We start from the raw sequence: 18,438 nt of genomic DNA, 5'->3' as shown, positions 1-18,438 counted from the left end.
GGGAGCACGGCTGCCGCTACTTCGTCTCCAGGTCCCGCCGGCGGAAGCCCGCCAGGCCCAGCCACACCAGGCCGGCGGCGACGAGGGACAGCAGGAGCAGCGGGGCCCAGTCCATGTCGTCGGCGGGGAGCCGGGGGACGTGGCCGAACGGGGAGAGGTTGTTCATCCAGCCCGGGAACCGGAGGATCTGGCCGAGGTAGCCGACCACGAAGGCGTACACCGGCACGACCCAGGCCGCCCGGCTCGCCCGCGGGAACCAGCCGAAGAGCACCACGGCCACGCCGACCGTGACCCACAGGGCGGGCGCGTGGGCGAGGGCCGCACCCACCAGGTCCGGCAGCAGCCCGGCGTCACCGGTCGAGGCCGCGCCCGCGATGCCGAAGCCGAGCCCGGCCAGCAGTAGTACGACCGTACCGCCGCCCATGGCCACGGCCAGGTGGCCGCCGACCCAGCGGGTGCGCGAGAGACCGGTGGCGAGGAGGGGTTCGGCGCGGCCGGCCGTCTCCTCGGAGCGGGGCCGCAGGGCCGCCATGACGACGTACACCGCCGCCACGACGGTGAGGACGACCATGACCATGGAGGCGAAGGACTCGGCGACGCCGGCACCGCCGATGCGGTCCAGGGCCTCCTGGATCTCGTCGATGCCCTTCAGCATGTCCTCGGCGTCCCCGAGGATCGATCCGTACATCGCCCCCATCAGGAACAGGCCGGCGCCGAAGCCGGTCAGCGTGCCGCGGTGCAGTCGCAGGGCGAAGCCGACCGGTGTGGTGAGGGCGCTGGAGGCCGTGGGGCTGCCCAGCTTCTCCGGACGCAGTCCCGCGCCCACGTCCCGCCGGGTGGAGAGCACGAACCCCGCCGCCGCGCACGCCACCGCGAACACCAGGCAGAGCAGCAGCGGCCACCAGCGGTCGTCGACGTACGGATAGCTGCGCTGCACCCAGCCGATCGGGGACAGCCAGGACAGGGCGCCGTTCCCGCCGCTGTCGCCGGCGGCACGCAGCACGTAGGCGACGCCGACGACCGCGAGCGCCGTACCGGACGCGCCGCGGGTGTGCGCGGTGAACTGGACGGTGACCGCGGCGACGGCGGCGAAGACGAGGCCGACGGCGGCGTGGTCGAAGCCGTAGAGCAGCGAGCCCGCCGTGTCGATGCCCTCCGCTCCCAGGCCGGCCAGGCCGAAGGCCAGCAGCAGGGCCAGGGCGAGGTTGGCCAGGACGGCGACGGACAGGGCGGCGGCGAGGTGGGCGTGGCGGCCCACGACGGTCGAGCGCACCAGCTCGGCGCGGCCGGTCTCCTCCTCGCCACGGGTGTGCCGGGTGACGATCAGCACGCTCATGAGGCCGACGAGGACGGCCATGAAGCCGAGCATCTGGTGGCTCAGCATGGAACCGAAGGTGTAGTCGTCGAGGTAGTGGCGGGGACCGGACATGGCGAGGCCGGCCGGGCTGTCCATGCTCCTGACGGCGTTCGCCCGGTCCTGTGGATCGCTGTACAGCGTCGTGAAGCTGTTCGCCGTCATGAGCGTGCCGAGGAACAGGGCCAGGACCCACACCGAGAGCCGGATCCGGTCCCGGCGCAGGGCGAAGCGGATCAGCGTCCGGGTCCCGGCCAGCGCGTTGCCGCCGGCGACCGGTCCGGCCGGTGCCGGCGCCTTGGCGGTGGCCGTCGCGGTGGTCATCGCAGGTCCCCGTCCGTGCCGTGCCGGTCCGAGGCGTGCCGGTCCGAGGCGTGCCCGTCCGTGCCGTGCCCCTGCGAGCTGTGCCCGTTGGCGGCGAGTTCGCTGCCGTAGTGGCGGAGCATCAGCTCCTCCAGGGTCGGCGGGTGGCTGACGAGACTGCGGATGCCGAACTCGGTGAGTTTGCGGACCGCCGCGTCGACCCGGCCGCCGTCGACGGCGAAATGGACCCGGCCGGTGGCATCGTCGAGGATCCGCAGGTCGTGGACGCCGGGCAGTTCGCCGAGGCCGGTGACGGGCCGCTCGGTCTCCGCCTCGATGGTGGTGCGGGTCAGGTGGCGCAGCTCGTCGAGGGTGCCGGACTGGACGGTGCGTCCCAGCCGGATGATGCTCACGCGGTCGGCGAGCTTCTCCACCTGGGCCAGGATGTGGCTGGAGAGCAGGACGGTCCTGCCGGCCGCCTTGGCCTCGCCGATGACGTCCTGGAAGACGACCTCCATGAGCGGGTCCAGTCCAGCGGTCGGCTCGTCGAGCAGCAGCAGTTCGGCGTCGGAGGCGAGCGCGGCGACGATGGCGACCTTCTGCCGGTTGCCCTTGGAGTAGGCGCGGCCCTTCTTGGTCGGGTCCAGGTCGAAGCGCTCGACGAGCTCGGCGCGCCGCTTCCGGTCCAGGCCGCCGCGCAGCCGCGCCAGCAGGTCGATGGCCTCGCCGCCGGTGAGGTTCGGCCACAGTTCGACGTCGCCGGGGACGTAGGCGAGGCGGCGGTGGAGCTCCACGGCGTCCGCCCACGGGTCGCGGCCGAGTACCCGGACGGCGCCCGAGTCGGCACGCAGCAGACCGAGCATGACGCGGAGGGAGGTGGACTTCCCGGCGCCGTTCGGGCCCAGGAAACCGTGGACCTCGCCGGTCTCGGCCTCCAGGTCGAGACCGGCGAGTGCGTGCGTGCGACCGAACGACTTGTGGAGTCCGGACACGGTGATGGCCTTCGTCATGCTTCGGAACGTACGCTGATTTCACAAATTTGTGAAGTTAAAGAAGCGTATAAACGTCGGACTAGACTGACCGATGTCGCTGAGCTGCGGATACGGGGCGCGGCGGACGGACGGAATGCGCGGGGGCCGAGGGCGGAGATGGGTGGATCATGACGGAGGAAGGGGCCGGGCGGCCGGAGCGGGACCCCGAGGCGGTCTCCCGGTTCGTCGAGCACTTCGCCGCGCAGCTGGTGGCGGCCGGACTGCCGCGCATGCCGGCCAGGGTCTTCGCGGCCCTGCTGGTCTCGGACACCGGGGCCAGTACCTCCGCCGAACTGGGGGAGACACTGCGGATCTCGCCCGCCGCGGTGTCCGGAGCCGTGCGCTACCTGGACCAGCAGCACCTCGTCTCCCGCGAGCGGGAACCCGGCTCACGCCGCGAGCGCTACCGCGTGCACGGCGACCAGTGGTACGAGGCCCTCACCAATCGCGAGGCCGTCATCCGGCGCTGGCAGGACGCGCTGCGTGAGGGGGTCGCCAGCTTGGGCCCCGGCACCCCGGCGGGCCGCCGGCTGGGGGAGACGCTGGCCTTCTTCGAGTTCGTCGAGAAGGAGATCGAGACGATCATGGACCGGTGGCGCGCCCACCGGGACGAGACCTTCGGCCGCGACTGACCCGGGGCCCGTCGGCGAACCGGCTGTCGTGCGGCACCGGTTGTCGTGCGGCATCGGCTGTCGGGTGACGCCGGCCCGTCGGCGGCGCACCGGCCGGTCGCGTGACACCGGCCCGCCGACGGCGCACCGGCCCGTCGCGCGGCACCGCGGCTCACACCGGCAGCGTCAGCCCCCAGGCGTCCTCCCGGGCCACCCACGTCCGGGTGCCCACCGGTCCCGACACCAGGGCGTCCGCGCGGTAGCGGAAGTGCGCTCCCGACACCGTCACCGTGCGCCCCTCGGCCAGCAGCGGCGCCGCCTCCGCGCCGACGGAGACCGGCCGCACCTCGACCCGGGCGATCCCGCCGGGGCCGGGGACGACGGAGACGGACTCCACCGGCTGGTGCAGGTCGACGAGCGTCCGCCCGTCGACCTCCACCCGCAGCCGGGCCGGCCCGCCCTCGGGGGCGGGGGCGACCCGGGGCGGCCTGGCCGGCACCAGGGTCCGTACCAGGGACTGGCAGGTCCGCAGCCACGGATGCTGCCCCGCCCCGGGGTCCACGTCGGCGTCCTCGGCCTCTTCGGCGTCCTCCTCCCGCACCCGAGCGGCACCGGTCGGCGGAATCCGTACCGCGCCGAGCACCACGCCGTCGCTGTCGTCCACCAGCAGGTTCATCCGTCGCTCGGCGCCGTCCAGCACGGCGCGCGCCGCGGCCACCGCCCCCGTGGGCACCCCCAGCGACCGGGCGAGCGACAGCGCGCCCCCGACCGGCACCAGGGACAGCGCGCAGCCGGTCAGCTCCCGCTGCCGGTGCAGCAGCCCCACCGCCCGCATCAGGGCCCGGTCGTCGCCGACCAGTACCGGGCGCCGGGAGCCCCGCCGGGCGAGCGCGCGGGCGAATTCCTCCGGGCCGTCCGGTAGGCACACCTTCGTCGTCGCACCCGCGCTGAGCACGTCTTTCGCGATACGCACGGACTCGCCGTCGCTGCGGCGGGCGACCGGATCGATGACCACCAGGAGCTGATCGGACGTCGGGGAAGTCGCCACCTCGGCCATGCCTCGCTTCCTCGGGTAGCATCTTTGTGCAAGAGCCCCTTGCGCTGTTGCGCAGGGGCTTCGTCTATTCCGGGGCATCCGGTCCGACGGTTGGCGGCCCACGGTGGTCGCGGTGTGTGCGCGGTGGAGATCCTCCGCGTACGCCTCTGACCCTGGACATGCCCCGCCCGGAAGGGGTGTACGCGCGTGCCCGCACTTGTGCTGCTCGGTGCTCAGTGGGGTGACGAAGGCAAGGGAAAGGCGACGGACCTGCTCGGCGGATCCGTCGACTACGTGGTGCGTTACCAAGGCGGCAACAACGCCGGCCACACGGTGGTCGTGGGCGACCAGAAGTACGCCCTCCACCTGCTCCCTTCCGGAATCCTGTCTCCCGGTTGCACTCCCGTCATCGGCAACGGTGTCGTCGTCGACCCCTCTGTCCTGTTCTCCGAGCTGAGCGGGCTGAACGAGCGCGGCGTCGACACGTCCAAGCTCCTGATCAGCGGCAACGCACACATCATCACGCCGTACAACGTGACGGTGGACAAGGTGACGGAGCGCTTCCTCGGCAAGCGCAAGATCGGCACCACGGGCCGCGGCATCGGCCCGACCTACGCCGACAAGATCAACCGCGTCGGCATCCGGGTCCAGGACCTGTACGACGAGTCGATCCTCACCCAGAAGGTCGAAGCGGCCCTCGACGCCAAGAACCAGATGCTCACCAAGCTCTACAACCGGCGCGCGATCGCCGTCGAGCAGGTGGTCGAGGAGCTGCTGGGCTACGCGGACAAGCTGGCGCCGTACGTCACCGACACCGTGCTGGTCCTCAACCAGGCGCTGGAGCAGGACAAGGTGGTCCTCTTCGAGGGCGGCCAGGGCACCCTGCTCGACATCGACCACGGCACGTACCCCTTCGTCACCTCGTCGAACCCGACCGCGGGCGGTGCCTGCACGGGCGCGGGCGTGGGCCCGACGAAGATCAGCCGGGTCATCGGCATCCTGAAGGCGTACACGACCCGCGTCGGCGCCGGCCCGTTCCCGACGGAGCTCTTCGACGAGGACGGCGAGGCCCTGCGCCGCATCGGCGGCGAGCGCGGTGTCACCACCGGCCGGGACCGCCGCTGCGGCTGGTTCGACGCGGTCATCGCCCGCTACGCGACCCGCGTGAACGGCCTGACCGACTTCTTCCTCACCAAGCTCGACGTCCTCACCGGCTGGGAGCAGATCCCGGTCTGCGTGGCCTACGAGATCGACGGCAAGCGCGTCGAGGAGCTCCCGTACTCCCAGACGGACTTCCACCACGCGAAGCCCGTCTACGAGATGCTCCCCGGCTGGTCCGAGGACATCACCGGCGCGAAGTCCTTCTCCGACCTGCCGAAGAACGCCCAGGCGTACGTCAAGGCGCTGGAGGAGATGTCCGGCGCCCCGATCTCCGCGATCGGCGTGGGACCGGGCCGCGACGAGACGATCCAGATCAACTCGTTCCTGTAGTCCGGCCCCGCCGGACCCCGCCGCACCGTGACGTCCCGGTGGCCCGCCCAGGGTCACCGGGACGTTTTCGTGTCCGGGGAGCCAGGGGAGCCAAGGCAGCCCGGGATGTCCGGGGCGTCCGGGGCGAGCCGGCCCGCGCCCGGGGTTCAGCTGAAGACGATCATCGAGCCCTGGGCCAGGCTGCGGGTGGCCGCCGCGTGCAGGCCGAGCCAGACGTGGCGCTCTCGGGCGAAAGGGCTGGGGTCGTACGGCGCCGCGACGGCGGGCTCCTCCAGCTCGGTCGGTCCCTGCGGGGGCTCCGGCGCGGCCGGCGGGTTCGCGGGGTCGATGCCGAGGGCGGGGGCGACGACCTCCAGTTCCCGCAGCAGGGCGTGGGAGGAGCCGAGCGGGCCGCCGCCCGCGAGGAGTTCGTCGCTGGAGAGCGGGTGCGGGAAGTCCACGGGCACGTAGGCCCCGGCGTGGTCGTAGTGCCAGACCAGGTGCGACTGCTGGGCCGTCGACTCGAACATCTCCAGCAACTGCTCGTAGTCGCCGCCCAGCTCGCCCACCGGGGTGACCGGCAGCCCGCACACCTGGAGCAGATACGTGCGCCGCAGGAAGTGCAGCGCGTCGTAGTCGAAGCCCGCGACCGGGGCGACCTCGCCGGACAGTCCCGGCATGTACTGGTACACCGGCACCGGCGGCAGCCCGGCCTCGGCCAGCACCTTGTTGTACTGCGCGAGTTCCTCGGCGAACGGATTGTCGGGGGTGTGGCACAACACGTCGACGAGCGGTACCAGCCACAGGTCACAGGCCAAAGAGGGCTCCTCGCATAGCGCGTCCACCACATCCGGTACGTCCGGTACGTCCAGTACGGCGGTCAGGGAAGGGTACCGGCGGGGCACGAGGGTGGCTCCCCCCGTGCAGATCCTCTACCCATACGAACACAGACGACGCGGGGTCCGGCCCCCGGGCTCCCCCTCGTGTTCACTCCGGGCGGTTCAGCCCGCGGGGAGCCGTTCGACGAGGGCCAGGGAGTGGGCGTTGTACGACGCGACGACCGCGCGGGCGGAATCGGTGTCACGGCGCACCAGCGCGTCGACCAGATCGGTGTGCTCGGACCACAGCTGCCCCCGCAGATCGGGCAGGCGCCGCAGGTGCTGGACCACGCAGACCCAGGTCTGGACGCGGATCCGGTGCAGGAAGGCGGTGAGGTGGGGGTTGCCGAACAGGGTGATGAGTTCGCGCCAGAAGCGCAGGTCGTAGCCGATCAGTACGGTGAGTTCGCCGGCGAGGGCCGAACGCTGGGCCTCCTCCCCGCGTCGCCGGACTCCGGCGAGCGCGGCGGCGACCCGCGGTTCCTCGGGCCGGAGGCCCGCCAGGCGGCCGTGGGCGTCGGTCAGGGCGCGGAACATCCCGTCGATCACCAGCGTGCGGGCCTCGATCATGCCGCGGAAGTCGTCGACGGAGTACTCGTGCACCCGGAATCCCCGGTGCTGGTCGGCGTCGAGCAGCTCCTGCGCCGCCAGGTCGACCAGCGCCTCCCGTACGGGGGTCGCGGAGACTCCGTACTGGTCGGCGATCTCCTTGACGGTGAACTCCTGCCCCGGCTCCATCCGCCCGGCCAGCACCTCGTCACGGAGCGCGTCGGCGATCTGCTGCCGCAGCGTGCTGCGCGTCACCGCGCCGTTGCCGCTGATGCCGGGCATGGTCGGGCGTCTCCCTGGTCGTGTTCGAGTGGCGTGACCGTGCCACGCGCGGGGGCGGTGCGCGGGTCCCACGCGCCGGCCGCGTGCATCCGGCCCACGCGGCCGCCGCGTGATCCGGCGCACGCGTCCGTCCACGGTCACGCCACTTTACGTGTTCGAGTGACCCATGCCTGTTCGAACGGCCGGGTCATCTCCTCACGGTCGGTCCGTGAACTCGTCCGCCGCCGACAGTGCCGAGTCCAGCGCGGCCAGGCCCTCCTTCAGCTCGGCCTCGCTCACGTTGCACGGCGGGACGACGTGGGTGCGGTTCATGTTCACGAAGGGCCACAGTCCCTCCGCCTTCGCGGCGGCGGCGAAGGCGGCCATGGGGGCGCCCGCCTCACCGGTCGCGTTGTAGGGGATCAGCGGCTCCCGGGTCTCCCGGTTCCGCACCAGTTCCAGTGCCCAGAACATGCCGGCCCCGCGGACCTCGCCCACGCTGGGGTGCCGCTCCGCCAGCTCGTGCAGCGCCGGCCCGACGACGGACGCTCCCAGCCGTGCCGCGTTCTCGACGATGCCCTCCTCGGCCATGGCGTTGATCGTCGCGACGGCCGCGGCACAGGCCAGCGGATGCCCGGAGTAGGTGAGCCCGCCCGGGTACGGCCGCTTCGCGAACGTCTCGGCGATCGCGCCGGAGATCGCGACGCCGCCGAGCGGTACGTAACCGGAGTTGACGCCCTTCGCGAAGGTCATCAGGTCCGGCACGACGTCGTACAGGTCCGCCGCGAACCAGGTGCCGGTCCGGCCGAACCCCGCCATCACCTCGTCCAGGACGAAGACGATCCCGTGCTGGTCGCACAGCTCCCGCACCCCGGCGAGATAACCGGGCGGCGGCGGCATGATGCCCGCCGTCCCCGGGATGGTCTCCAGGACGACCGCCGCGATCGTCGACGGCCCCTCGAAGGTGATCGTCGTCTCCAGGTGCTCCAGCGCCCGCGCGCACTCCTCTTCCTCCGTCTGCGCGTAGAAGCGGGAGCGGTACAGGAAGGGCGCCCAGAAGTGCACCACCCCGGCCGTGCCGCTGTCGGAGGCCCAGCGGCGCGGGTCGCCGGTGAGGTTCACGGCCTGCTGGGTGCCGCCGTGGTACGAGCGGTACGCGGAGAGCACCTTGGGCCGCCCGGTGTGCAGCCGCGCCATCCGGACGGCGTGCTCGACGGCGTCCGCGCCCCCGTTGGTGAAGAAGACCTTGTCCAGGTCGCCCGGAGTCCGCTCGGCGATCAGCCGCGCCGCCTCCGACCGCGCCTCGACGGCGAACGCCGGCGCGAACGTCGTCATCCGGCCGGCCTGCTCCTGGATCGCGGCGACGACCTTGGGGTGCTGGTAGCCGACGTTGGTGAAGACGAGCCCACTGGTGAAGTCGAGGTAGCGCCGGCCTTCGTAGTCCCAGAAGTACGACCCCTGGGCCCCGGCGACGGCCAGCGGGTCGATCAGCTCCTGCGCGGACCAGGAGTGGAAGACGTGGGCACGGTCGGCGGCCTTCACGGAGGCCCCGGCCTCGGGGTTCGGCTGTGCAGTCATACGGGCGAGCGTAAGACGTGACCCTCCCTCTTTGACAGCACGCTGCATATCCGTCAGCATGCTGTCATGAAGGCCGGTCCGGCCGGCCATCACCACGACAACCTCCTTCACCGGCGCACCAGGGAGCGGTCATGACCCGCAGGCCCGTCCATCTCGCCGTCTACGACACCTACGCCGACTGGGAGACCGGTCACGCCACCGCGCACCTCGCCCTCGCCGGGTACGAGGTCCGTACCGTCGCGCCCACCGGGGCGTCCGTCACCAGCGCCGGCGGGCTGCGGGTGCTGCCCGACCTCGCACTCGACGCTCTGCGGCCCGAGGACAGTGCGCTGCTGATCCTCGCCGGCGCCCGCCTCTGGGACGAGGGCGACGACCTCGCCCCCTTCGCCCGCACCGCCCGCGCCTTCCTCGACGCCGGTGTGCCCGTCGCCGCCATCTGCGGCGCCACCGCCGGACTCGCCCGCGAGGGCCTGCTCGACGCGCGGGCGCACACCGGCGCCGCCTCCTTCCACCTGGCCGCGACCGGTTACGCCGGCGGCGCGCGGTACGTCGAGGCCGACGCCGTCACCGACGGCGGACTCGTCACCGCCGGACCCACCGAACCCGTCGCCTTCGCCCGCGAGATCTTCCGGCTGCTCGGCGCCTACGACGAACCGGCGATCGACGCCTGGTACCGGCTCTTCCACGACTCCGACCCCCAGGCGTACGCCGAACTCGAGGAGGCCCTGGGCCGGTGAGCCGGGAACAGCAGGACCTGCTCAGCCGCGGCGCGCTCGGCGCCTTCCGGCTGAACGGCGAGTTCCTCGCGGTCGCCGAGGAACTCGCCCGGCCCGCCGGACTCACCGCCGCCCGGTGGCAGGTGCTCGGCGCGGTCCTCCGGGAACCCCTGCCGGTCTCCGGCATCGCCCGCGTCATGGGCATCACCCGGCAGAGCGTGCAGCGCATCGCCGACCTGCTGGTCGAGCGAGGTCTCGCCGAGTACCGGCCCAATCCGGCGCACCGCCGCGCCAAGCTCCTCGCCGCCACCGAGCGGGGCCGCGCCGCCGTCGGCGGGATCGGCCCCGGCCACGCGGCCTTCGCGAAACGGCTCGCGGAGGCGTTCGGCGAGACCGAACTCGCACAGGCGGTCCAGACATTGGAACGCCTGTGCGCGGTGCTCGACGACCTCGGTCCGCCTGTTACGGAACCGTAGACGACACCCGGCTCACCCCGGACCTTGTCCGGTTTATCCTCAGGCTGTTGCTCACGGCGGGGGAAGGCGGCGCAACGATGGAGAAGCACGGGCCGGGGGACGCGGCGGGGGACCAGGGAGCCCGGCACCCCGGCAGAATCGGCGCGTACCGGCTGCTCGCGCGGCTCGGGGCCGGCGGCATGGGGGAGGTCTACCTCGCCCGTTCCGACCGGGGGCGCACCGTCGCCGTCAAGCTGGTGCGCGAGGAACTGGCCCAGCAGGAGGAGTTCCGGGCCCGCTTCCGTCAGGAGGTGCAGTCCGCCCGGCAGGTCGGCGGCGACTGGACCGCGCCGGTACTGGACGCGGACACCGAGGCCCCGGTGCCCTGGGTCGCCACCGGATACGTCGCCGGGCCCAGCCTCCAGCAGGTCGTCGGGCACGACCACGGCGCCCTGCCCGAGCGGTCGGTGCGCATTCTCGCCGTCGGTCTCGCCCACGCGCTGAAGGACATCCACGCCGCCGGCATCGTGCACCGCGACCTCAAGCCGTCCAACGTGCTCGTCACCATCGACGGGCCGCGCGTCATCGACTTCGGGATCGCGCGGGCCCTGGAGACCGTGACCGACGGCGGCCTCACCCGCACCGGGGCGCTGGTCGGCTCGCCCGGCTTCATGGCACCGGAGCAGGTGCGCGGCGATCGCATCACTCCCGCCTGCGACGTCTTCTGCCTCGGCTCCGTGCTCGCCTACGCCGCCACCGGCGAGCTTCCCTTCGGCACCGCCGACAGCGGGGTGCACGCCCTGATGTTCCGCATCGCCGAGGAGGAACCCGACCTCGGCCGGGTCCCCGAGGGCCTCGCCGACCTCGTGAAGGACTGCCTCGAGAAGGACCCCGCCCAGCGGCCCACCCTCGACCAGATCCTGCTGCGCACCGGCGCCGAGGAGACCGTCGCCGACGGCCGCTCCCGCGAGCCCTGGCTGCCGGGCGCCCTGGTCGCCCAGCTCGGCCGGCACGCCGTACGGCTCCTGGACGCGGAGGACCCGCAGGCGCCGCCGCCCGCGCCGGAGGGCCCTGCTCCCGCCGCCACCCCCGAACACGCCCCCGCCGCCGACGGCTCCGCCCCGCCCGCGCCGGGCGCGCCCGGTGGCGGGGCGCCGGTGAACCACCTGCCCACCCTGGTCGCCGGCCCGAACGGTCCCACCGCGCCCCCGGGCCCGGCCCCGGGCACCCCGGCGGCCGGGCAGAGCCCCGCCGCGTACGGCCATCCCCAGCAGCACCCCCAGCCGTACCCTCAGCAGCAGGCCCAGCCGCACCCCCGGTCCCCCGGCTACGGCTACCCCTACAACGGCTACGGGGCCGCCGGCGCCACCCCTCCCTACGGCCCGCCGCCCTTCGGTACGCACCCGCCGCCGTACGGCCCGGCGCAGTCCCCGCGCGACAACCGTTCCACCGCGCTGCTCGTCGTGATCGCGCTGGTCGTCGCGCTCGCCGCGGGCGGCACGGTGTACGCGCTGATGAACGGCAGTGCCGGCGACACCGCCGGCGGCAACTCCTCGGGCACACCGACCGACGGCACGTCCCAGGTCACCGGCTCCTCGCCCGACGGAAAGTCCTCGACCGGGACGGACGGAACGGGCGGCGTCGCCGGGACGGATCAGCCGTCCGCCGACGGGGCGGTCCCGGCCGGGTATCTCGGCAGTTGGTCGACGACCATCGACAACGAGAGCGGGCTGCACAGCCGCAGGCTGACCATCCAGCAGGGCGAGGCCGGTGACACGGTCATGTCCCTCGTCGCCGACGGCCCCACCGGCAACGGCACCTACCACTGCGTGTTCGAGGGCAACCTCACCAGCGCGGGTTCCGGCGGCCGGCTGGAGATCGGCCCGACCACCGTGACGGTCGGTCAGCCGCGCAGCGCCTGCACGCCGGGAGCCGCCAGCGCCATCACCCTCCTGCCCGACGGCTCCCTGAAGCGCGTGAACACCGGCAGCGGCGAGCAGCTCACCTACACGCGGGACTGACACACCTGCTCAACCGCGGCCCGCCCCGCTCTGTCGCCCGCCCGCTGAACTCCGCTCCACGGGACTCGCCGGCCCTTTCCGCTCCGGGCCGGCTCACCTCGGTTCCGGCGGCCGCTGCCGGGGCATGTTCGGGCGGGCGGCCCCGGGCGCGGACGGGAAGCGGCCGTGGGGCTGCCCGGCGGACTCGGGGCGGCCCGTGCCCGCCGGTGCCCCCTGGAGGCCCGGCGGCACGCTCGCGCCCGTACGGAAGTCCATCATCCAGTCCGCGGTCTCGACCCGCACCAGCTCGCTCACGTCCTCCGAGAACCGCCGCAGCACCGACAGGCACCGCTCGGTCGCCTCGCTCGCGGTGCCCTCGGCCGGTCCCAGCACCTCGCGGATGCACTCCGACGCCCAGTCGAACTGGAACGCCTGGAGCCGCCGCTGCACGGCCTGCGCGGTCGCCACGTCCCGCATCCAGCCGGACGTCACCCCGAAGAACCGGTCCGCGGCCCCACAGACGACCGCGAGCAGCAGCGCCATGTACCCCCACGGGGCGGCGCCGTCGGTCGCTCCGGTCAGATCCAGCAGCGGCAGCGCCGCCCCGGCGGCCACCCCCGCCACGGCCCCCGCACGCAGCGCCCGCGCGCACCGCCGCTTCCAGGACCGGTCCGCGAGATACCAGGCGGCGGTGTCCAGCGCCCCCCGCTCCGCCCACCGGTACAGCTCGTCCAGCCGGGGCGCGGGTTCGCCCCAGTCCCCGAGCGGGAACACCCGCCCGGTCAGATCGCCCGGCCGCAGCCCGGCCGCCCCCTCGCCGTACCCGTCCTGCGGACGGCCCTCGGGCTGCATCTCCGGCTGAACCACCCGCTGCTCCCTACTGACCTCGGAACCCGACCCGACCCGATCCCGACCCTGGCCCGGCCCTCACTGGGCCCCTGTGAGCCCCTGCCCGGCGCCTGCGCGGCCCCTGCTCGGGCGCCGGACGCGGACGTGCCGGGCCCCTTCCTACCGCCCAAAGGGTGGCCGCGTCGGGGGTTCGAGCTCCGCTTCCACCCGGATGGGGGCTGTGATCAGGTATAGGGCGCGAGGGCGACTCACTCGAAAGAGTGCTGGGGCGACGGCCGCCCGGACCACGTAGGCTCGTGCCGAACGGGAAAGTCCCGTACGAGCGGACCGACCAAGGAGCTGAATCGTGATCCCCGGTGGTGGCCAGCCCAACATGCAGCAGCTGCTCCAGCAGGCCCAGAAGATGCAGCAGGACCTGGCCCAGGCGCAGGAGGAACTCGCGCACATGGAGGTCGAGGGCCGGGCGGGCGGCGGTCTGGTGACGGCCACTGTCACCGGTGCCGGTGAGCTCCGCGCCCTGAAGATCGACCCGAAGGCGGTGGACCCGGAGGACACCGAGACCCTCGCGGACCTCGTCGTCGCGGCCGTCCAGGCGGCCAACCAGAACGCGCAGAACCTCCAGCAGCAGAAGCTCGGCCCGCTGGCCCAGGGTCTGGGCGGCGGCGGCATCCCCGGTCTGCCTTTCTAAGACGGGCCGCGGGCCTCTACGGTACGTACTGAAGGAACCCCAGGAAGGACGGCAGCCCGTTGTACGAAGGCGTGGTACAGGACCTCATCGACGAACTCGGGCGGCTGCCCGGCGTCGGTCCCAAGAGCGCCCAGCGGATCGCCTTCCACATCCTCCAGGCGGAGCCGACGGACGTACGGCGTCTCGCCCACGCCCTCATGGAAGTGAAGGCGAAGGTCCGCTTCTGCGCCACCTGCGGCAATATCGCGCAGGAGGAACTGTGCAACATCTGCCGTGACACCCGCCGCGACATCGCCGTCATCTGTGTCGTGGAGGAGCCCAAGGACGTCGTGGCCATCGAGCGCACGCGCGAGTTCCGGGGCCGCTACCACGTCCTGGGCGGCGCGATCAGCCCGATCGACGGGGTGGGCCCCGACGACCTGCGCATCCGGGAACTGCTGGCCCGGCTGGCGGACGGCACGGTCACCGAGCTGATCCTGGCCACGGACCCGAATCTGGAGGGCGAGGCCACGGCCACGTACCTCGCCCGCATGATCAAGCCCATGGGCCTCAAGGTCACCCGCCTGGCCAGTGGCCTTCCGGTGGGCGGAGACCTGGAATACGCGGACGAGGTCACCCTCGGCCGCGCCTTCGAGGGGAGACGACTCCTAGATGTCTGACGCCACGCTGCACGCGATCGACCGGGACCCGGACGACTTCTCGGTCCAGATCGCGGATCAGGTCGAAAGCTTCCTGGTCGCCGTCACGGAGGTCGCCAAGGGCGACGAGCCGGACTCGGCGGTTCCCTTCCTCCTGCTCGAGGTCTCCCAGCTCCTGCTGGCCGGCGGCCGGCTGGGCGCGCACGAGGACATCGTCCCCGACGAGCGCTACGAACCCGACCCGGGCCCCGAGGCCGACGTGGACGAACTCCGCGAGAACCTCGCCCGCCTCCTGGAGCCGGTCGACGTCTACTCCGAGGTCTTCGACCCGTACGAGCCCCGTACGGCGCCCGTCCCGGCCCGGATCTCCGACGACCTCACCGACGTCATCACCGACCTCCGCCACGGCATGGTCCACTACCGGGCCGGCCGCACGACGGAAGCCCTGTGGTGGTGGCAGTTCTCCTACTTCTCCAACTGGGGCTCCACCGCCTCCGCAGCCCTGCGCGCCCTGCAGTCCGTCGTGGCCCACGTCCGCCTCAACCAGCCCCTCGCCGCCCTGGACGGCCTCGACACCGACCAGGGCATGGGCGACGACACCCTGGAGATCGAGGCGGGCAGGGTCATGGTGGAGGAGATCGGCGCCCCCCTGGGCATGCGCACGGTCACGTAAACACATGCCCCCGGTGCTGCTACTGCGGGCGGGCGGGCCGAGAGTGTATGGCTTGCCGAAAAGCGTGAGCACTTCGTGAGCACTTAGCGGGCAAGTGGCACGTAGGTGCTCAAAAGAGCGCTATGCGGACAGTGGTGGCCGAAGTGCTCACGTTTTTGGGTGGATGTGCCGCATGGACGACCGTGTGTACGTGGGCAACGCGGGCAAGGACGCCTGGTGGGACCGGGGCTGGATCCTCGGGCACTTCAAGGACGCCGGCGATCCGCGCCACAGCGGGGCGGTGGAGGTCGAGTGGGGCGTCCACCCCCGTGGCGACGAGCGGTCGCGGTGGGGGTGGAGGGCGAGGAACGCACGGCTCTCCTGGTCCTCGTCAGCGGTCGTTTCCGGGTCGAACCTTCCGGCCGCGGCGTTCTTCCGGAGAAGCAGGGCGATGACGTCGTGTGGGGGCGGGGGTCGACCATTCGTGGCTCGCGGAGGAGGAATCGGTGGTGCTGACCGTCCGGTGGCCGTCGGTGCCCGGCTGCGCGGTGGCTGAGGACGGGGGGATCTGACGAGCCGGTACGCGGAAGCGCTCGGGGCGAGGATCACGACGACGCTCGAGTACCGCGACCGAACGGCAGGTGCGGTCCGACCGGGACCCGGAGCAGCGGGAGCAGCGCCTCGGGCTCGACGTGGGGTGCGGTCGCCGTCGGCGCGCTGTACCAGCGGAGCGGCCAGGTGGTGCCGTCCAGCGCGGGGATGCCGACGTAGGTGACCGCTCGGTCGCCCCGGCCGCCGAGCCGCTGCACCCCGGGCGGCCAGTCGTACAGATGCGCGGCTCTCGGCGGAAGCAGGAAGTACACCCACCGTCCCCGTGCCGCCTCGGCCACGATCGGCCCGGCATCCTCGTCGGTCACCTCGATCAGATGGTCGGCGACCAGCTCCCCCTGCAGGCCCTCGACGCGTACGGCGCCGAAGCGGACGCCGGTGACATGGAGTCGGTGGCCGAGGAGGGGAACCCGTTCGGGGCGGTGAATCGCACTCGTCATGCTCACAGGGTGATGCGGACCGCTCTACGCCCGGTAGCGACCGTGGGGCTACCCGCGGGGGTGTACCGATCGGAGGCGGGTGCCGTGTCGGGCCAGTACGACTCCCAGCCGCCTGTTGCCCGGCGGTACAGCGGCAACCGGCTGAAGCGCCGGCGCACCGGGGCGAACGTCAGCCGGGAGCGGCTCGCCGAGGCCGCCAACCACTCGCCGGACACCATCAAGTCGATGGAACAGGGGGCCCGGATGCCGACCCCGCGCGTGCTCGACGTCGCCGACGAACTGTTCCGCGCGGAGGGGATGTTGAGCGCGGCGAAGGACTGCTTGCAGCGCGAGAGGTTCCCGGCGCGGGCGCAGGACTTCATGGAGCAGGAGAGGGAGGCGATCAGCCTCTGGTCCTATACGAGGCAGTCCTGCGCAACCCCCAGGTGGACACCGAACAGTTGCACCGTCTGCTGGAGGTGTCGCGTCTGCGGAACGTCGCGTTGCAGGTGCTCCCCTTCGAGCGGGCCGTTTCGGCGGCACTCATGGGCCGATGGTGTTGCTGGAGACTCGGGATCATGAGCGATTCGCCTTTACGGAGGGGCCGTTCGCGAGTGAATTGTCGGCCGATCCTGGGGTTGTCAACCGCGTGACCGAGCGGATTGGCATGATCCGCACGCAGGATCTCAGTCCCGCTGAGTCGGCCCGCTTCATCGAGGGAATGGTGGATCGGCAATGAGTGACCAGCTGAACTGGTTCAAGTCGGGCTACAGCGACGACGAGGGCGGCGACTGCGTCGAAGTCGCCCTCACCCCGACCCTCCACATCCGCGACTCCAAGGCGGCCCCGACGGGTCCCGAGCTCCGCGTCTCCGCCCCCGCCTGGTCGGCGTTCATCGCCGCAGTTCAGCCCGGAGCTCGAGCCCCGGGATTCGAGCTCTTCCCATGGGCTTTCCGGGTTTTCTGGTTTGGTTGAAATACCCAACCAACCAAGTCTGAAGGTGAATTGAGGAGGCACACCTCGAATGGGTGACGTTTCGTGATCGGCTTGCGCCGGAGCGTGAAGCGGCTCTAGGTTCGCGGCGAACGAGCAAACAGATCGGCCCCGGTCGGTGCGCCAACACCGGCTCCGGGGCCTGACCTACGGAACGAATCGAGAGTTCGACCGTGGCTTACGCCCACCCTAGTGCCGCCCTGCCGTCCCCGTCCCATCCCATGGCCAAAACGGGGTACGGGAAACGCCTTGCAGGTGACGAAGACCCGCACGCGGACGCCGACTTCGCACATCTGCTCCCCCGCGAGGCCGAGGTCGCCGTCTTCATCGACCACCTCGACACCGGCCACTCGATGGCCCACAAGGTCCTCGCGGCGGAGCACCCGCGCTACGGCCAGCAGGCGATGCGCACCTCACTGACCCGCATCACCGAGGCCGGCCACCTGCGCTGGATCAAGGAACACATCACCCTCGACGACCACACCATGCGGTGGGTCACGCGTACCTACTGGTCGCGTACCCGCAGGTCACCGGAGTGGTGGGCGCAGTTCGCGCGAGAGCGCCACGGCAAGGACGTGACCCGGGACCACCAGCCCGGCCTGGCTCGTGTCGAGGACGTGGTGACCATCGACGTACCGGCTGCCTGCGAGCCCGGCATCGAGCCCGAACCCGAGAGCGGCATCGAGCCCGAGGCCGAGCCGGAGGCCCAGCCGGACAGCGCCGCGTACCGCGTCCTCGCCGGACTGCGTGCCGCCGACGCCCGTCTGCAGCTCACCGAAGGCGACTGCCGCTCCCTCGAACCTCTTGCCGAGGAGTGGCTGGCCCGCGGCGCGACGCCGCACGACATCACCCGAGCCCTCACCGACGGGCTCCCGCCCACTGTCAGCAACCCGGGCGGATTCGCCCGCCGACGACTGGAGACGAAGATGCCTCCGCAGCAGAGCGAACCGCGTGCCCGCGTGACCCGCGTGATCATGGCCTGCGCCACCTGTGACCAGGATGAACGCACGGTGAAGATCGACCGGGGCGTCTGCGAGAACTGCCGTCAGGAGTTCCCGGACGATCCGGTGAACGACGAGGACATGGTCAAGGAGATCGAGGAGATCGCCCACCTGGGCACCACGTCCGCGTTCTTCCTCCGGAAGAAGCTGGAGCGGCGCACGGGCGGGCCCGTGCCCGACACCTTCCGCCCGGTGCCCCTCGAGGATCGCGTCTTCTACCACTACCGGGACAACCGCGACCGCATCGCGAACGGCCTCCCGTCCAGGCGCTGGAACCCGTGACCACAGCACCTCCGGCCGTGAGCCGTGAACGTGTGACGCAGGTCGCTTTTCCGAGTGGTCGGCGT

At 72.1% G+C, this 18,438-nt stretch carries 18 protein-coding genes and 3 pseudogenes; 13 read left to right on the top strand and 8 right to left on the bottom strand.

Translation table 11 applies throughout. The features are described 5' to 3' along the window. Positions 1-16: 16 nt before the first annotated feature. Together ACIF80_RS18260 and ACIF80_RS18255 are read right to left on the bottom strand one after the other, a co-directional pair. On the bottom strand, positions 17-1,678 hold the full coding sequence (locus ACIF80_RS18260; RefSeq protein ID WP_399805668.1) for an ABC transporter permease: 1,662 nt from the start codon (positions 1,676-1,678) through the stop codon (positions 17-19). After that, positions 1,675-2,667 carry an ATP-binding cassette domain-containing protein gene (locus ACIF80_RS18255; protein ID WP_399805666.1) on the bottom strand — a complete coding sequence of 331 codons (993 nt, stop codon included), beginning with the start codon at positions 2,665-2,667 and terminating at the stop codon, positions 1,675-1,677. The genes ACIF80_RS18260 and ACIF80_RS18255 overlap by 4 nt, the downstream gene beginning before the upstream one ends. 149 nt (positions 2,668-2,816) lie before the next feature. On the opposite strand from ACIF80_RS18255, the gene ACIF80_RS18250 reads away from it, so the two are divergent. Then, entirely contained in the window at positions 2,817-3,320 is a 504-nt protein-coding gene (locus ACIF80_RS18250) for a GbsR/MarR family transcriptional regulator (protein ID WP_399805664.1), read from the top strand. Between the two features lie 151 nt (positions 3,321-3,471). Here the strand turns inward: ACIF80_RS18250 and ACIF80_RS18245 are convergent, their stop codons facing one another. Next, entirely contained in the window at positions 3,472-4,356 is an 885-nt protein-coding gene (locus tag ACIF80_RS18245; protein ID WP_399805662.1) for a diacylglycerol kinase, read from the bottom strand. 186 nt (positions 4,357-4,542) lie between these two features. On the opposite strand from ACIF80_RS18245, the gene ACIF80_RS18240 reads away from it, so the two are divergent. Beyond that, on the top strand, positions 4,543-5,826 hold the full coding sequence (locus ACIF80_RS18240; protein WP_388435629.1) for an adenylosuccinate synthase: 1,284 nt from the start codon (positions 4,543-4,545) through the stop codon (positions 5,824-5,826). A gap of 146 nt (positions 5,827-5,972) precedes the next feature. On the opposite strand, the gene ACIF80_RS18235 is transcribed toward ACIF80_RS18240, so the two are convergent. The 3 genes from ACIF80_RS18235 to ACIF80_RS18225 all read right to left on the bottom strand — a co-directional run bounded on the left by ACIF80_RS18235 (position 5,973) and on the right by ACIF80_RS18225 (position 9,071). Next, the gene (locus tag ACIF80_RS18235; RefSeq protein ID WP_399806122.1) at positions 5,973-6,623 is read right to left on the bottom strand and encodes a hypothetical protein; all 651 of its coding nucleotides are present in this window, start codon (positions 6,621-6,623) and stop codon (positions 5,973-5,975) included. 183 nt (positions 6,624-6,806) lie between these two features. Then, positions 6,807-7,514 carry a GntR family transcriptional regulator gene (locus tag ACIF80_RS18230; protein ID WP_399805660.1) on the bottom strand — a complete coding sequence of 236 codons (708 nt, stop codon included), beginning with the start codon at positions 7,512-7,514 and terminating at the stop codon, positions 6,807-6,809. A gap of 195 nt (positions 7,515-7,709) precedes the next feature. After that, positions 7,710-9,071 (bottom strand): aspartate aminotransferase family protein, encoded by a 1,362-nt coding sequence (locus ACIF80_RS18225; RefSeq protein WP_399805658.1) that lies wholly within the window; start codon positions 9,069-9,071, stop codon positions 7,710-7,712. Between the two features lie 131 nt (positions 9,072-9,202). On the opposite strand from ACIF80_RS18225, the gene ACIF80_RS18220 reads away from it, so the two are divergent. From ACIF80_RS18220 to ACIF80_RS18210, 3 genes are all read left to right on the top strand, one after another. Beyond that, a complete protein-coding gene (locus ACIF80_RS18220) occupies positions 9,203-9,808 on the top strand; it encodes a DJ-1/PfpI family protein (RefSeq protein WP_399805656.1) in 606 nt (201 codons plus the stop codon). Further along, the gene (locus ACIF80_RS18215; RefSeq protein ID WP_399805654.1) at positions 9,805-10,263 is read left to right on the top strand and encodes a MarR family winged helix-turn-helix transcriptional regulator; all 459 of its coding nucleotides are present in this window, start codon (positions 9,805-9,807) and stop codon (positions 10,261-10,263) included. The genes ACIF80_RS18220 and ACIF80_RS18215 overlap by 4 nt, the downstream gene beginning before the upstream one ends. A gap of 77 nt (positions 10,264-10,340) precedes the next feature. Beyond that, the gene (locus ACIF80_RS18210; RefSeq protein ID WP_399805652.1) at positions 10,341-12,263 is read left to right on the top strand and encodes a serine/threonine-protein kinase; all 1,923 of its coding nucleotides are present in this window, start codon (positions 10,341-10,343) and stop codon (positions 12,261-12,263) included. Between the two features lie 93 nt (positions 12,264-12,356). Here the strand turns inward: ACIF80_RS18210 and ACIF80_RS18205 are convergent, their stop codons facing one another. Beyond that, positions 12,357-13,109, bottom strand: coding sequence for an SLATT domain-containing protein (locus ACIF80_RS18205; protein WP_399805650.1), 753 nt, complete (start codon positions 13,107-13,109; stop codon positions 12,357-12,359). A gap of 328 nt (positions 13,110-13,437) precedes the next feature. Here ACIF80_RS18205 and ACIF80_RS18200 point away from each other — a divergent pair, with 328 nt between their 5' ends. From ACIF80_RS18200 to ACIF80_RS18185, 4 genes and pseudogenes are all read left to right on the top strand, one after another. Then, positions 13,438-13,779, top strand: a complete 342-nt coding sequence (locus ACIF80_RS18200) for a YbaB/EbfC family nucleoid-associated protein (RefSeq protein ID WP_399805648.1) — start codon at positions 13,438-13,440, stop codon at positions 13,777-13,779. Positions 13,780-13,838: 59 nt separating this feature from the next. Continuing rightward, positions 13,839-14,438 carry a recombination mediator RecR gene (gene recR, locus ACIF80_RS18195; RefSeq protein WP_399805646.1) on the top strand — a complete coding sequence of 200 codons (600 nt, stop codon included), beginning with the start codon at positions 13,839-13,841 and terminating at the stop codon, positions 14,436-14,438. Next, positions 14,431-15,090, top strand: a complete 660-nt coding sequence (locus tag ACIF80_RS18190; protein WP_399805644.1) for a DUF5063 domain-containing protein — start codon at positions 14,431-14,433, stop codon at positions 15,088-15,090. The genes recR and ACIF80_RS18190 overlap by 8 nt, the downstream gene beginning before the upstream one ends. A gap of 172 nt (positions 15,091-15,262) precedes the next feature. Further along, positions 15,263-15,641: pseudogene (locus tag ACIF80_RS18185) on the top strand (signal peptidase I). A gap of 33 nt (positions 15,642-15,674) precedes the next feature. On the opposite strand, the gene ACIF80_RS18180 reads toward ACIF80_RS18185, so the two are convergent. Further along, complete coding sequence (locus ACIF80_RS18180; RefSeq protein ID WP_399805642.1) at positions 15,675-16,118, bottom strand: hypothetical protein; 444 nt, start codon at positions 16,116-16,118, stop codon at positions 15,675-15,677. Between ACIF80_RS18180 and ACIF80_RS18175 the strand changes: the two are divergent. From ACIF80_RS18175 to ACIF80_RS18160, 4 genes and pseudogenes are all read left to right on the top strand, one after another. Continuing rightward, positions 16,062-16,355 (top strand): annotated as a pseudogene (locus ACIF80_RS18175) (hypothetical protein); the annotation flags it as partial. The gene ACIF80_RS18180 and the pseudogene ACIF80_RS18175 sit on opposite strands and share 57 nt — an antisense overlap. A 188-nt stretch (positions 16,356-16,543) precedes the next feature. Continuing rightward, positions 16,544-16,836 (top strand): annotated as a pseudogene (locus tag ACIF80_RS18170) (Scr1 family TA system antitoxin-like transcriptional regulator). Continuing rightward, positions 16,833-17,072 (top strand): DUF397 domain-containing protein, encoded by a 240-nt coding sequence (locus ACIF80_RS18165; RefSeq protein WP_399805640.1) that lies wholly within the window; start codon positions 16,833-16,835, stop codon positions 17,070-17,072. Before ACIF80_RS18170 ends, ACIF80_RS18165 begins: the two are co-directional and overlap by 4 nt. A 239-nt stretch (positions 17,073-17,311) precedes the next feature. After that, on the top strand, positions 17,312-18,373 hold the full coding sequence (locus ACIF80_RS18160; RefSeq protein WP_399805639.1) for a hypothetical protein: 1,062 nt from the start codon (positions 17,312-17,314) through the stop codon (positions 18,371-18,373). The last annotated feature ends 65 nt before the right edge of the window (positions 18,374-18,438 follow it).

Origin of the sequence: Streptomyces sp. NPDC085927 (assembly GCF_044540975.1) — a bacterium.
GTDB classification, from domain to species: domain Bacteria; phylum Actinomycetota; class Actinomycetes; order Streptomycetales; family Streptomycetaceae; genus Streptomyces; species Streptomyces hirsutus.
Note: the sequence above shows the minus strand (reverse complement) of the source record. Positions and strands in the feature narration are given on the sequence as shown.

Excerpts from the sequence above, each read along its gene's own strand:
- ACIF80_RS18260 (WP_399805668.1), bottom strand. The coding sequence starts at position 1,678 with ATGACCACCGCGACGGCCACCGCCAAGGCGCCGGCACCGGCCGGACCG.
- ACIF80_RS18255 (WP_399805666.1), bottom strand. The coding sequence starts at position 2,667 with ATGACGAAGGCCATCACCGTGTCCGGACTCCACAAGTCGTTCGGTCGC.
- ACIF80_RS18250 (WP_399805664.1), top strand. The coding sequence starts at position 2,817 with ATGACGGAGGAAGGGGCCGGGCGGCCGGAGCGGGACCCCGAGGCGGTC.
- ACIF80_RS18245 (WP_399805662.1), bottom strand. The coding sequence starts at position 4,356 with ATGGCCGAGGTGGCGACTTCCCCGACGTCCGATCAGCTCCTGGTGGTC.
- ACIF80_RS18230 (WP_399805660.1), bottom strand. The coding sequence starts at position 7,514 with ATGCCCGGCATCAGCGGCAACGGCGCGGTGACGCGCAGCACGCTGCGG.
- ACIF80_RS18225 (WP_399805658.1), bottom strand. The coding sequence starts at position 9,071 with ATGACTGCACAGCCGAACCCCGAGGCCGGGGCCTCCGTGAAGGCCGCC.
- ACIF80_RS18220 (WP_399805656.1), top strand. The coding sequence starts at position 9,203 with ATGACCCGCAGGCCCGTCCATCTCGCCGTCTACGACACCTACGCCGAC.
- ACIF80_RS18210 (WP_399805652.1), top strand. The coding sequence starts at position 10,341 with ATGGAGAAGCACGGGCCGGGGGACGCGGCGGGGGACCAGGGAGCCCGG.
- ACIF80_RS18190 (WP_399805644.1), top strand. The coding sequence starts at position 14,431 with ATGTCTGACGCCACGCTGCACGCGATCGACCGGGACCCGGACGACTTC.
- ACIF80_RS18180 (WP_399805642.1), bottom strand. The coding sequence starts at position 16,118 with ATGACGAGTGCGATTCACCGCCCCGAACGGGTTCCCCTCCTCGGCCAC.
- ACIF80_RS18165 (WP_399805640.1), top strand. The coding sequence starts at position 16,833 with ATGAGTGACCAGCTGAACTGGTTCAAGTCGGGCTACAGCGACGACGAG.
- ACIF80_RS18160 (WP_399805639.1), top strand. The coding sequence starts at position 17,312 with ATGGCCAAAACGGGGTACGGGAAACGCCTTGCAGGTGACGAAGACCCG.